At 62.2% G+C, this 11,939-nt stretch carries 10 protein-coding genes; 8 read left to right on the forward strand and 2 right to left on the reverse strand.

The features are described 5' to 3' along the window. Positions 1–20 precede the first annotated feature (20 nt). Genes ACNFCI_RS13710 through ACNFCI_RS13720 form a run of 3 tightly spaced genes read left to right on the forward strand, consistent with a single transcriptional unit; the run spans position 21 to position 3,082 of the window. Positions 21–1,199: an amino acid ABC transporter permease gene (locus ACNFCI_RS13710; protein ID WP_416768020.1), complete on the forward strand. Its 1,179-nt coding sequence runs from the start codon at positions 21–23 to the stop codon at positions 1,197–1,199. Positions 1,200–1,209: 10 nt separating this feature from the next. Beyond that, a complete protein-coding gene (locus tag ACNFCI_RS13715) occupies positions 1,210–2,307 on the forward strand; it encodes an amino acid ABC transporter permease (RefSeq protein WP_084857217.1) in 1,098 nt (365 codons plus the stop codon). 10 nt (positions 2,308–2,317) lie between these two features. Beyond that, positions 2,318–3,082: an amino acid ABC transporter ATP-binding protein gene (locus tag ACNFCI_RS13720; RefSeq protein WP_084857219.1), complete on the forward strand. Its 765-nt coding sequence runs from the start codon at positions 2,318–2,320 to the stop codon at positions 3,080–3,082. A 115-nt stretch (positions 3,083–3,197) separates the two neighbouring features. Here the strand turns inward: ACNFCI_RS13720 and algW are convergent, their stop codons facing one another. Then, positions 3,198–4,358 (reverse strand): Do family serine endopeptidase AlgW, encoded by a 1,161-nt coding sequence (gene algW / locus ACNFCI_RS13725; protein ID WP_084857221.1) that lies wholly within the window; start codon positions 4,356–4,358, stop codon positions 3,198–3,200. A 257-nt stretch (positions 4,359–4,615) separates the two neighbouring features. On the opposite strand from algW, the gene ACNFCI_RS13730 reads away from it, so the two are divergent. From ACNFCI_RS13730 to ACNFCI_RS13745, 4 genes are all read left to right on the forward strand, one after another. Next, positions 4,616–5,374, forward strand: a complete 759-nt coding sequence (locus tag ACNFCI_RS13730; protein WP_084857223.1) for a Nif3-like dinuclear metal center hexameric protein — start codon at positions 4,616–4,618, stop codon at positions 5,372–5,374. 252 nt (positions 5,375–5,626) lie between these two features. Further along, complete coding sequence (cysD, locus tag ACNFCI_RS13735; protein ID WP_084857225.1) at positions 5,627–6,544, forward strand: sulfate adenylyltransferase subunit CysD; 918 nt, start codon at positions 5,627–5,629, stop codon at positions 6,542–6,544. 16 nt (positions 6,545–6,560) lie between these two features. Next, complete coding sequence (cysN, locus tag ACNFCI_RS13740) at positions 6,561–8,462, forward strand: sulfate adenylyltransferase subunit CysN (RefSeq protein ID WP_368829347.1); 1,902 nt, start codon at positions 6,561–6,563, stop codon at positions 8,460–8,462. A 154-nt stretch (positions 8,463–8,616) separates the two neighbouring features. Further along, positions 8,617–8,994 carry a tail fiber domain-containing protein gene (locus tag ACNFCI_RS13745; RefSeq protein WP_084857229.1) on the forward strand — a complete coding sequence of 126 codons (378 nt, stop codon included), beginning with the start codon at positions 8,617–8,619 and terminating at the stop codon, positions 8,992–8,994. 1,069 nt (positions 8,995–10,063) lie between these two features. Here the strand turns inward: ACNFCI_RS13745 and ACNFCI_RS13750 are convergent. Next, the gene (locus tag ACNFCI_RS13750) at positions 10,064–10,543 is read right to left on the reverse strand and encodes an Lrp/AsnC family transcriptional regulator (RefSeq protein ID WP_084857231.1); all 480 of its coding nucleotides are present in this window, start codon (positions 10,541–10,543) and stop codon (positions 10,064–10,066) included. 127 nt (positions 10,544–10,670) lie between these two features. Between ACNFCI_RS13750 and ACNFCI_RS13755 the strand changes: the two genes are divergently transcribed. Continuing rightward, a complete protein-coding gene (locus tag ACNFCI_RS13755; protein WP_368829345.1) occupies positions 10,671–11,882 on the forward strand; it encodes a methionine gamma-lyase in 1,212 nt (403 codons plus the stop codon). Positions 11,883–11,939 lie beyond the last annotated feature (57 nt).

The following is an 11,939-nucleotide window of genomic DNA, read 5'->3' on the forward strand; positions in this document are numbered from 1 at the left end:
CCATCCTTGCGGGGCATTTCATGCAAAATCGAATCGGCGCGCAGAAGGGGCTTTCCCTGAGCGATCCACGTGTGCGCGCGTGGCTGTTCCAGGTGGTCACGGTGGTGTTCGTGGTCGGCCTGGGCTGGTACCTGTTCCATAACACCCAGGCCAACCTGCAACACCGGGGCATCACCTCGGGCTTCGACTTCCTCGAGCGCAGTGCGGGCTTCGGCATCGCCCAGCACCTGATTCCCTATGTGGAGTCGGACAGCTATGCCCGGGTATTCGTCATCGGCCTGCTCAACACCCTGCTGGTGACCTTCATCGGCATCATCCTGGCCACGGTGCTGGGCTTCGTCATCGGCGTGGCGCGGCTGTCGCCGAACTGGATGATCAGCAAGCTGGCGACCGTGTACGTGGAAATCTTCCGCAACATCCCGCCGCTGCTGCAGATCCTGTTCTGGTATTTCGCCGTGTTCCTCACCCTGCCGGGGCCGCGGGGCAGCATCAACCTCGACGACACCTTCTTCATCAGCAACCGTGGCCTGAACATGCCCGGTGCGACCTTGGCCGAAGGCTTCTGGCCGTTCGTGCTGGCGCTGGTGCTGGCGGTGCTCGCCATCGTGCTCATGGTGCGCCTGGCCAACAAGCGGTTCGACGAGACTGGCGAGCCGTTCCACAAGTTCTGGGTGGGGCTTTTGATGTTCATCGGCATCCCTGGGATCTGCGTGCTGCTGTTCGGCAGCCCGGTGCACTGGGAGGTGCCACAGCTCAAAGGCTTCAATTTCGTCGGCGGCTGGGTGCTGATCCCCGAGCTGCTGGCATTGACCCTGGCGCTGACCATCTACACCGCAGCGTTCATCGCCGAGATCGTGCGCTCGGGCATCCGCTCGGTCAGCCATGGCCAGACCGAGGCCGCGCGTTCGCTGGGCCTGCGCGAGGGGCCGACCCTGCGCAAGGTGATCATCCCCCAGGCCTTGCGGGTGATCGTGCCGCCGCTGACCAGCCAGTACCTGAACCTGGCGAAGAACTCATCCCTGGCGGCCGGCATCGGCTACCCGGAGATGGTCTCGCTGTTCGCCGGTACCGTGCTCAACCAGACCGGCCAGGCCATCGAGGTGATCGCCATCACCATGAGTGTCTATCTCGCCATCAGCCTCAGCATTTCGCTGCTGATGAACTGGTACAACAAGCGCATCGCGCTGATCGAGCGGTGAGGGTACGCCTGTGACAGCCCATGTTTTCAAACCCGACATGCCGCCACCGGTGAAGACCGTCGGCGCGCTCGCATGGATGCGTGCCAACCTGTTCTCCAACTGGCTCAACACCTTGTTGACCCTGTTCGCCCTGTACCTGGTCTGGCTCATCGTGCCACCGCTGGTGCAGTGGGCGTTCATCGATGCCAACTGGGTCGGTACCACCCGTGCCGACTGCACCCAGGAGGGCGCCTGCTGGGTGTTCATCCAGCAGCGCTTCGGCCAGTTCATGTATGGCTACTACCCGGTGGAGCTGCGCTGGCGGGTCGATCTGACCGTCTGGCTCGCCGTGCTCGGCGCCGCGCCGCTGTTCATCAAGCGCTTCCCGCGCAAGGTGGCCTACGGCCTGGGCTTCTTGGTGTCGTACCCGGTGCTGGCCTACACATTGCTGCATGGTGGTTACCTGGGCCTTGCCACAGTCTCCACCAGCCAATGGGGTGGCCTGATGCTGACCCTGGTGATCGCCACCGTCGGTATCGTCGGTGCCTTGCCGCTGGGCATCCTGCTGGCGCTGGGGCGGCGCTCCAACCTGCCGGCGGTGAAGGTGGTGTGCGTGACCTTCATCGAGTTCTGGCGTGGTGTGCCGCTGATCACCGTGCTGTTCATGTCTTCGGTGATGCTGCCGTTGTTCCTGCCCGAGGGCATGAGCTTCGACAAGCTGCTGCGGGCGATGATCGGGGTGATCCTGTTCCAGTCGGCCTACATCGCCGAGGTGGTTCGCGGTGGCCTGCAGGCCATTCCCAAGGGCCAGTACGAGGCGGCTGCGGCCATGGGCCTGGGTTACTGGCGGGCGATGGGGCTGGTGATCCTGCCCCAGGCGCTGAAGCTGGTGATCCCCGGCATCGTCAACACCTTCATCGCCCTGTTCAAGGACACCAGCCTGGTGATCATCATCGGCCTGTTCGACCTGCTCAACAGCGTCAAGCAGGCCGCCGCCGACCCGGCCTGGCTGGGCATGGCCACCGAGGGCTACGTGTTCGCTGCCCTGGTGTTCTGGGTTTTCTGTTTCGGTATGTCCCGCTACTCCATGCACCTGGAGCGCAAGCTGGACACTGGCCACAAGCGTTAGGAGTTTCGAAATGAGTGAAGCGAGCAAGCAGCCTGTCGGCCCCGAAGGCATCATCCAGATGCAGGGTGTGAACAAGTGGTATGGGCAGTTCCACGTGCTCAAGGACATCAACCTGAACGTGCGCCAGGGTGAACGTATCGTGCTGTGCGGGCCGTCGGGCTCGGGTAAGTCGACCACCATCCGCTGCCTCAACCGCCTGGAAGAGCACCAGCAGGGCCGTATCGTGGTCGATGGCGTGGAGCTGACCAATGACCTCAAGCAGATCGAGGCGATCCGCCGTGAGGTGGGCATGGTGTTCCAGCACTTCAACCTGTTCCCGCACCTGAGCATCCTGGAGAACTGCACCCTGGCGCCGATGTGGGTACGCAAGATGCCCCGGCGCAAGGCCGAGGAAATCGCCATGCACTACCTGGAGCGGGTGCGCATTCCCGAACAGGCGCACAAGTATCCGGGGCAGTTGTCCGGTGGCCAGCAACAGCGCGTGGCGATCGCCCGGGCGCTGTGCATGAAGCCCAAGATCATGCTGTTCGATGAACCGACCTCGGCCCTGGATCCGGAGATGGTCAAAGAGGTGCTCGATACCATGGTGGGCCTGGCCGAGGACGGCATGACCATGCTCTGTGTGACCCACGAGATGGGCTTTGCCCGGACGGTGGCGAACCGGGTGATCTTCATGGACAAGGGCGAGATCGTGGAACAGGCGGCGCCGGATGACTTCTTCGACCGGCCGCGCAGTGACCGGACCAAGTTGTTCCTCAGCCAGATCCTGCATTGATGTGTTGGGGCCGCGTTGCGGCCCTTTCGCGGCACAAGGCCGCTCCTACGGGAGACACGCGATTTCCTGTAGGCGCGGCCTTGTGCCGCGAAAGGGCTGCAAAGCAGCCCCTGGTTTACTTCTGTTCCTGCGCCGCAACCGGCGCCGGTGGCGGCCGCAACCCCACTTCGGCGATCAGCTTGAGCTGTTCGCCATTGCGCATCACTTCGATGGAAATCTTCTCGTTGGGCTTGATCCGCGCCACCTGGTTCATCGACTTGCGTCCGTCGCCGGCCGGTTCGCCGTTGATGCTCAGGATCACGTCACCCAGCTGCAGGCCTGCACGTTGCGCCGGGCCGTCGCGGAAGATGCCTGCCACCACGATGCCCGGGCGGTCCTTCATGCCATAGGACTCGGCCAGTTCCTGGCTCAGCGGCTGCACCTCGATGCCCAGCCAGCCACGGATCACCTGGCCATGTTCGACGATCGACTTCATGACCTCCAACGCCAGCTTGACCGGGATGGCGAAACCGATGCCTTGGGAACCACCGGACTTGGAGAAGATCGCAGTGTTGATGCCGATCAGGTTGCCGTTGGCATCGATCAGCGCCCCGCCCGAGTTGCCCGGGTTGATCGCCGCGTCCGTCTGGATGAAGTCTTCGTAGTTGTTCAGGCCCAGCTGGTTGCGGCCGGTGGCGCTGATGATGCCCATGGTCACGGTCTGGCCGACGCCGAAGGGGTTGCCGATAGCCAGGGATACATCGCCGATGTGGATGGTGTCGGAGCGGCCGATGGTGATGGCCGGCAGTTTCTTCAGGTCGATCTTCAAGACCGCGAGGTCGGTTTCCGGGTCGCTGCCGATCACCCGCGCAAGGGTTTCACGGCCGTCCTTGAGCGCCACCACGATCTGGTCGGCGCCGCTGGTCACGTGGTTGTTGGTCAGCAGGTAGCCTTCGGGGCTCATGATCACCGCCGAACCCAGGCTCGACTCCCAGCGCCGTTGCTTGGGCAGGTTGTCGCCGAAGAAGCGGCGGAACTGCGGGTCTTCGAACAGCGGGTGCGAACTCTTGTTCACCACCTTGGTGGTGTACAGGTTGGCCACGGCCGGGGCGGCCAGGGTCACGGCGTCGGCATAGGACACCGGCCCCTGCACGATGCGCGAGGTCTGGGGGGCCTGCTGCAGGTTGACGTCCTGGCTGGGCAGGCCGACCCATTCGGGAAAACGCTGGATGATCAGCATGGCGATCAGCACGCCGGTAAGCAGGGGCCATCCAAAAAAACGCAAAGCCTTGAGCATCGAATGAATCCTGGGAGTAGGGCAGGGGCCGGTGGCTACGCAGCGGGGAGCGAGCGCGCGCGATCATACACTGGTAGCAGCGCTCCTACACGGGGTGTATCGACCCTGTGGGAGCGGATTTACCCGCGACTGACGATGCCACGCACGGATCCCCAGCCGATTGCAGCCGGTTTCCCCGAAGCCGGCGACGGCCCATAATGGCGGCCATTATACGGGCGTTGCGCCCACCGAACGTGCAGATTTCGAGGAGATTTTCCATGGCCGTCGCCCTGAGCACCCTGGTGGAGGAAGCCGAGCGCTACCTGGCCAGCGCCAAGATCCAGGATTACTGCCCCAACGGCCTGCAGGTCGAGGGCCGGCCGCAGGTCAGCCGCATCGTCAGTGGTGTCACCGCCAGCCAGGCCTTGCTCGACGCCGCGGTCGAGGCCGAGGCCGACCTGGTGCTGGTGCATCACGGTTACTTCTGGAAAGGCGAGAATCCCTGCATCACCGGCATGAAGCAGCGCCGCCTCAAGACCCTGCTCAAGCATGACATCAGCCTGCTGGCCTATCACCTGCCGCTGGACCTGCACCCGGAGGTGGGCAACAACGTGCAGCTGGCTCGCCAGCTGGATATCACTGTCGAGGGGCTGCTGGACCCGGACAACCCCAAGGTGGTCGGCCTGGTGGGGTCGCTCGCCGAGCCGGTGTCGGCGCGTGATTTCGCTCGGCGGGTGCAGGAGGTCATGGGGCGCGAACCGCTGGTGATCGAGGGCGAGCAGATGATCCGTCGGGTGGGCTGGTGCACCGGCGGTGGGCAGGGGTACATCGACACCGCCATTGCTGCAGGGGTCGACCTGTTCTTGAGCGGCGAGGCGTCCGAGCAGACCTTCCACAGCGCCCGCGAGAACGGCATCAGCTTCATCGCCGCTGGCCACCACGCGACCGAGCGTTATGGCGTCCAGGCGCTGGGCGACTACCTGGCTCGGCGCTTTGCGCTGGAGCACCTGTTCATCGACTGCCCGAACCCGATCTGATTTCATCGGCCAATCGCCGGCAAGCCGGCTTCCACTGCTATGGCGATGTCTCTGGAACAGCGCAGGCCGGTGGGAGCCGGCTTGCTGGCGATTGGGCTGCGCAGCTGCCCTCGATTCACCCCAAACCCCCAGTCATATCGTTAGATTCTTTCGGTCTAGCCAGCCTCCTAAATAGAATCAAGTGCTGTGATACAGTGCCAGCCTCGAACACGGCCCGCTGGCCGTCCATAAGATCGTTTTTCGTGAGTAGCCATGGTCGACAAACTGACGCACTTGAAACAGCTGGAGGCGGAGAGCATCCACATCATCCGCGAGGTGGCCGCCGAGTTCGACAACCCGGTGATGCTGTACTCGATCGGCAAGGACTCCGCCGTGATGCTGCACCTGGCGCGCAAGGCCTTCTTCCCGGGCAAGCTGCCGTTCCCGGTGATGCACGTCGACACCCAGTGGAAATTCCAGGAGATGTACCGCTTCCGCGACAAGATGGTCGAGGAGATGGGCCTGGAACTGATCACTCACGTCAACCCCGAAGGCGTGGCCCAGGGCATCAACCCGTTCACTCATGGCAGCTCCAAGCACACCGACATCATGAAGACCCAGGGCCTGAAGCAGGCGCTGGACAAGTACGGCTTCGATGCCGCGTTCGGCGGCGCCCGCCGCGACGAGGAGAAGTCCCGGGCCAAGGAGCGCGTGTACTCCTTCCGCGACAGCAAGCACCGCTGGGACCCTAAGAACCAGCGCCCGGAGCTGTGGAACATCTACAACGGCAAGGTCAACAAGGGCGAGTCGATCCGCGTCTTCCCGCTGTCGAACTGGACCGAGCTGGACATCTGGCAGTACATCTATCTCGAAGGCATCCCGATCGTGCCGCTGTACTTCGCCGCCGAGCGCGAGGTCATCGAGAAGAACGGCACCCTGATCATGATCGACGACGAGCGCATCCTCGAGCACCTTACCGATGAGGAGAAGGCACGTATCGTCAAGAAGAAGGTGCGTTTCCGTACCCTCGGCTGCTACCCGTTGACGGGCGCGGTGGAGTCGGAGGCCGACAGCCTCACCGACATCATTCAGGAAATGCTCCTGACGCGCACTTCCGAGCGCCAGGGCCGTGTCATCGACCACGATGGCGCAGGCTCCATGGAAGACAAGAAACGTCAGGGCTATTTCTAATTCTCAGGGTTACTCCATGTCGCACCAATCCGATTTGATCAGCGAAGACATCGTCGCTTATCTGGCTCAGCACGAGCGCAAAGAACTGCTGCGTTTCCTCACCTGCGGCAACGTGGATGACGGCAAGAGCACCCTGATCGGGCGCCTGCTGCACGACTCCAAGATGATCTACGAGGACCACCTCGAGGCCATCACCCGCGACTCCAAGAAAGTCGGCACCACCGGCGAGGACGTGGACCTGGCGCTGCTGGTCGATGGCCTTCAGGCCGAGCGCGAGCAGGGCATCACCATCGATGTCGCCTACCGCTATTTCTCCACCGCCAAGCGCAAGTTCATCATCGCCGACACCCCGGGCCACGAGCAGTACACCCGCAACATGGCCACCGGCGCCTCGACCTGCGACCTGGCGATCATCCTGGTCGATGCCCGCTACGGCGTGCAGACCCAGACCCGCCGGCACAGCTTCATCGCCTCGTTGCTGGGCATCAAGCATATCGTGGTCGCGGTCAACAAGATGGACCTGAAAAACTTCGACGAGCAGGTCTTCGAGTCGATTAAAGCCGACTACCTGAAGTTCGCCGAGGGCATCAACCTCAAGCCATCGAGCCTGCACTTCGTGCCGATGTCGGCGCTCAAGGGCGACAACGTGGTCAACCGCAGCGAGCGTTCGCCGTGGTACACCGGCCCTGCGCTGATGGAAATCCTCGAGACCGTGGAAGTGGCGGCCGATCGCAACTTCACCGACCTGCGCTTCCCGGTGCAGTACGTCAACCGTCCGAACCTGAACTTCCGCGGTTTCGCCGGCACCATCGCCAGCGGCATCGTGCACAAGGGTGACGAAGTGGTCGTGCTGCCGTCGGGCAAGAGCAGCCGGGTCAAGTCCATCGTTACCTTCGAAGGCGAGCTGGAAAACGCAGGGCCAGGCCAGGCCGTGACCCTGACCATGGAAGACGAGATCGACATTTCCCGTGGCGACCTGCTGGTGCATGCTGACAACGTCCCACCGGTGACCGACCAGTTCGACGCCATGCTGGTGTGGATGGCCGAGGAGCCGATGCTGCCGGGCAAGAAGTACGACATCAAGCGCGCCACCAGCTACGTGCCGGGCTCTATCGCCAGCATCACCCACAAGGTGGATGTGAATACCCTGGAGCAGGGCGCTGCCAGTGCGCTGCAACTGAACGAGATCGGCCGCGTCAAGGTCAGCCTGGACGCCGCTATCGCCCTGGACGGTTACGACAGCAACCGCACCACCGGCGCGTTCATCGTCATCGACCGCCTGACCAACGGCACCGTCGGCGCCGGCATGATCATCGCGCCGCCCGTATTGCCGCACGGCAGCACCGGCCACCATGGCAAGCTGGCTCACGTCTCCACCGAGGAACGTGCCCTGCGCTTCGGCCAGCAGCCGGCCACCGTGCTGTTCAGCGGCCTGTCCGGCGCGGGCAAGAGCACCCTGGCCTATGCCGTCGAACGCAAGTTGTTCGACATGGGCCGTGCAGTATACGTGCTCGACGGCCAGAACCTGCGCCATGACCTGAACAAGGGCCTGCCGCAGGACCGCGCCGGCCGTACCGAGAACTGGCGTCGTGCCGCCCATGTGGCGCGCCAGTTCAACGAAGCCGGCATGCTGACCCTGGCCGCCTTCGTGGCGCCGGACGCCGAAGGCCGCGAGCAGGCCAAGGCACTGATCGGCAAGGAGCGCCTGGTCACCGTCTACGTGCAGGCATCGCCGATCGCCTGCCGTGAGCGCGACCCGCAAGGCCTCTATGCTGCTGGTGGCGACAACATCCCGGGCGAAAGCTTCCCGTACGATGTGCCGCTGGACGCGGACCTGGTGATCGACACCCAGGTCACCAGCGTCGAAGAAGGCGTCAAGCAGGTGCTGGATGTGCTGCGCAAACGCGGCGTGATCTGATCTGCGATGCGTCAATGGAAAACCCCGCTTCGGCGGGGTTTTCTTTTTTGCATTTGGCTGTTTTCCCCAGGGTGCTGTTGAAAAGCCAGCTTTTGCGCGTTGCCTCGCTGCGACATCGTTGCGCGGCAAATAAACAATCCGTGTAGGAAAATTCATGTCCCTCAAGAAAGTCGTCTCCATTGCGCTACTCGCTCTTTCCGGTACCGTTGCAAGCACTGCCTACGCCGACCTCGGCGCCAAGTGCTGCCCGTTCAGCGATGAGCGCTTGAAGACCAATGTCGAGACCCTGCTGGACTCGACCAACACCTTGACCAAGATCCATGGTGTGCGCTTCAAGTGGAAGGCGTCGGGGCGCGAGGACATCGGTGTCGTTGCGCAGAATGTGAAAGAGGTCTACCCCGAGCTGGTGCATGAGAAGGATGGCCTGCTGACGGTCGATTACGAGAAGCTGGTGGGCCCGCTGATCGAGTCGGTACGTGAGCTGAACCAGCGTATCGAAGTGCTGGAAAAGGCCCAGGCCGCTCATCATTGACGTCCCGCGAGCCGGGCTGCGCTGTTAGAGCAGGCGCGTAGCGCCGATCCTGTGGGAGCAGCTTGCCCTGCGATTGCGGCTGCCTAGACAACGCAGCACCGGCCTCCGGCTCACAAACCAATCCAGGAATCGCTGCATGCTGCATCCCGGTCGCTACCACCCGGCATGCTACCCAAGCTGGCAACGCCGCCAGCTTTTGCACAAGGAGCATGACCATGAAAGCAGCAATTCAGCAGGGCATTATCGACCTCCGCCGTGGTGGCGATGACGAGGGCGGCCACACCTGGCGTAAGCCGTGAGTCGGGTTTAAACGGGCAATGATCCTGTTGTTCCGCACATGCATAGCAACCCCGCCAAGGGGCTGCTATGCAGCCCATCGACAGGACCACACAATCCTCAAGGTGAACGAGCCCCTTGTAGGAGCGGGCTTGTCCCGTGATGGGAGGCGTAGCGGCCCAACTGCTTGAATGTGCGCCCTTGAGCCACGGCGGGTGTTCTTTTCTTATGGGCTGAATTTCAGCCACCTTTCTGCTTTCCAGGCCGTGTTACCCGCTTCAAGCTGTAGGGTCTTTTATCCATCGAAAATGCTCTTGATAATCCATCTGCCGCTCGCAGCCTTGCTTGTAGGGGTCCATATCGCACTGGAAATGGATATCTTGCTTGTCTGGGAGAATCATGGGCATTTCGCCGCTGCATCCACATAGCAAGAACATGGTCATCACTGCTAATTGCTTCATGGGGAGCCCGTAATCTATTTTTTTTGACTGGCCGTTTGTGCTCGATGAATTATTGTCGATTAAGGGCGCCCAGATCTGATTATTCTATGTGGGAAAAATCCTTCTGTGATGTAGGACGTTTTTCATTGATTAGGGCGGAAATTGACTCGGTTTTCAGGAGGGTGAGGCATGTAAGAGATGTAGAAGGATAAAGATATACCCAGAAATTTACCCTCCTGTCCCTAAGCCGCTCATTAATATACCGCATGACTTTCCATGACCAACAAATGATGGCCATGTGGCGTAGCCCCCAAGCTATAAGCTCTTTGTAGCTTGGCGGTCGTTATAGGGCATTAGATATGGGCTTCCGACACCGGTATGACCCGCTTTTCCTTCACCGCCTTGTACGAAAAACTCGAATAGATCTCCTTCACCCCTGGCAACCGCTGCAACACTTCCCGGGTGAACTCCCCAAACGACTCCAAGTCCCGCGCCAATATCTCCAGCAGAAAGTCATACCGCCCGGAAATGTTGTGGCAAGACACGATCTCCGGGATCTCCAGCAATCGCTTTTCGAATGCCAGGGCCATTTCCTTGGTGTGCGAATCCATCATGATGCTGACGAAGGCCGTGACGCCGAAGCCCAGTGACTTGGGCGAAAGGATGGCCTGGTAGCCGGTGATATAGCCGTTGTCCTCGAGCAACTTGACGCGCCGCCAGCAGGGCGAGGTGGTCAGGGAAACCTGGTCGGCCAGTTCGGCGACGGTGAGGCGGGCATTGTCTTGCAGGGCCGCGAGCAGGGCGCGGTCGGTGCGGTCCAGGGTCGAAGGCATTTCTTGCCCTCCCGATGTCATGATTGTTGTTTTTATTCCAGAAAACCTGCAGCTGAGTGGGCGATTTTGGAAAAATACCCGCTGCCTGGTGGCATAAGCTTATAACAAACCACCAGAGGCTGTTGCCATGCGCGACTGCGATAACAAGACCGGTTTTTCCACGCGGGCCATCCACCATGGTTACGACCCACTGTCCCATGGCGGCGCACTGGTGCCGCCGGTATACCAGACCGCGACCTACGCCTTCCCGACTGTCGAGTACGGTGCTGCCTGTTTCGCCGGGGAGGAGAGCGGGCATTTCTACAGCCGCATCTCCAACCCGACCCTGGCCCTGCTCGAGCAGCGCATGGCGTCGCTGGAAGGCGGCGAGGCGGGCTTGGCGCTGGCGTCGGGGATGGGCGCCATCACCTCGACGCTATGGACCTTGCTGCGTCCGGGCGACGAGCTGATTGTCGGGCGCACCTTGTATGGCTGCACCTTCGCCTACCTGCACCACGGCATCGGCGAGTTCGGCGTGAAGATCCGCCACGTCGACCTCAACGACGAAAACTCCCTGAAGGCGGCCATCACGGCGAAAACCCGGATGATCTATTTCGAAAGCCCGGCCAACCCCAACATGCAGTTGTTCGATATCGCGGCCGTGGCCGACGCGGTGCGCGGGCATGACATCCACATCGTGGTCGACAACACCTATTGCACGCCCTACCTGCAACGCCCGCTGGAGCTCGGCGCCGATCTGGTGGTGCATTCGGCCACCAAGTACCTGAGCGGCCATGGCGATATCACGGCAGGCCTGGTGGTGGGGCGCAAGGCGTTGATCGACCGAATCCGGCTGGAAGGGCTCAAGGACATGACCGGTGCGGTGCTCTCACCCCATGATGCCTCGCTGCTGATGCGTGGCATGAAGACCCTGACCCTGCGCATGGAGCGCCATTGCAGCAATGCCCAGCAACTGGCCGAGTACCTGGCGCGCCAGCCCCAGGTGGAACTGATCCACTATCCAGGCTTGCCCAGCTTCCCTCAGCATGCGCTGGCCCAGCGGCAGATGCGCCTGCCCGGTGGGATGATCGCCTTCGAACTCAAAGGCGGCATCGAGGCGGGGCGGCGGTTCATGAATGCGCTGCAACTGTTCAGCCGCGCCGTGAGCCTGGGCGACGCCGAGTCGTTGGCCCAGCACCCGGCGAGCATGACCCATTCCAGCTATACGCCGCAGGAGCGTGCCCACCATGGCATTTCCGAGGGCCTGGTGCGCCTGTCGGTGGGCCTGGAGGACATCGAGGACCTGGTCGCCGATATCGCCCAGGCGTTGAAGGCCTGTGCTTTCTCGGGGCAACGCTGAACGCTGTGGGAGCGGGCTTGCCCCGCGATTGGGCCGGTCTTGCCATCGCGGTTGCCT

It is taken from the genome of Pseudomonas sp. NY15356, assembly GCF_048068175.1.
In the GTDB taxonomy this organism is placed as follows: Bacteria; Pseudomonadota; Gammaproteobacteria; order Pseudomonadales; family Pseudomonadaceae; genus Aquipseudomonas; species Aquipseudomonas putida_K.

Coding starts and splice junctions, on each gene's coding strand:
- ACNFCI_RS13710 (WP_416768020.1), top strand. CDS start 21: ATGCAAAATCGAATCGGCGCGCAGAAGGGGCTTTCCCTGAGCGATCCA.
- ACNFCI_RS13720 (WP_084857219.1), top strand. CDS start 2,318: ATGAGTGAAGCGAGCAAGCAGCCTGTCGGCCCCGAAGGCATCATCCAG.
- algW (WP_084857221.1), bottom strand. CDS start 4,358: ATGCTCAAGGCTTTGCGTTTTTTTGGATGGCCCCTGCTTACCGGCGTG.
- ACNFCI_RS13730 (WP_084857223.1), top strand. CDS start 4,616: ATGGCCGTCGCCCTGAGCACCCTGGTGGAGGAAGCCGAGCGCTACCTG.
- cysD (WP_084857225.1), top strand. CDS start 5,627: ATGGTCGACAAACTGACGCACTTGAAACAGCTGGAGGCGGAGAGCATC.
- cysN (WP_368829347.1), top strand. CDS start 6,561: ATGTCGCACCAATCCGATTTGATCAGCGAAGACATCGTCGCTTATCTG.
- ACNFCI_RS13745 (WP_084857229.1), top strand. CDS start 8,617: ATGTCCCTCAAGAAAGTCGTCTCCATTGCGCTACTCGCTCTTTCCGGT.
- ACNFCI_RS13750 (WP_084857231.1), bottom strand. CDS start 10,543: ATGCCTTCGACCCTGGACCGCACCGACCGCGCCCTGCTCGCGGCCCTG.
- ACNFCI_RS13755 (WP_368829345.1), top strand. CDS start 10,671: ATGCGCGACTGCGATAACAAGACCGGTTTTTCCACGCGGGCCATCCAC.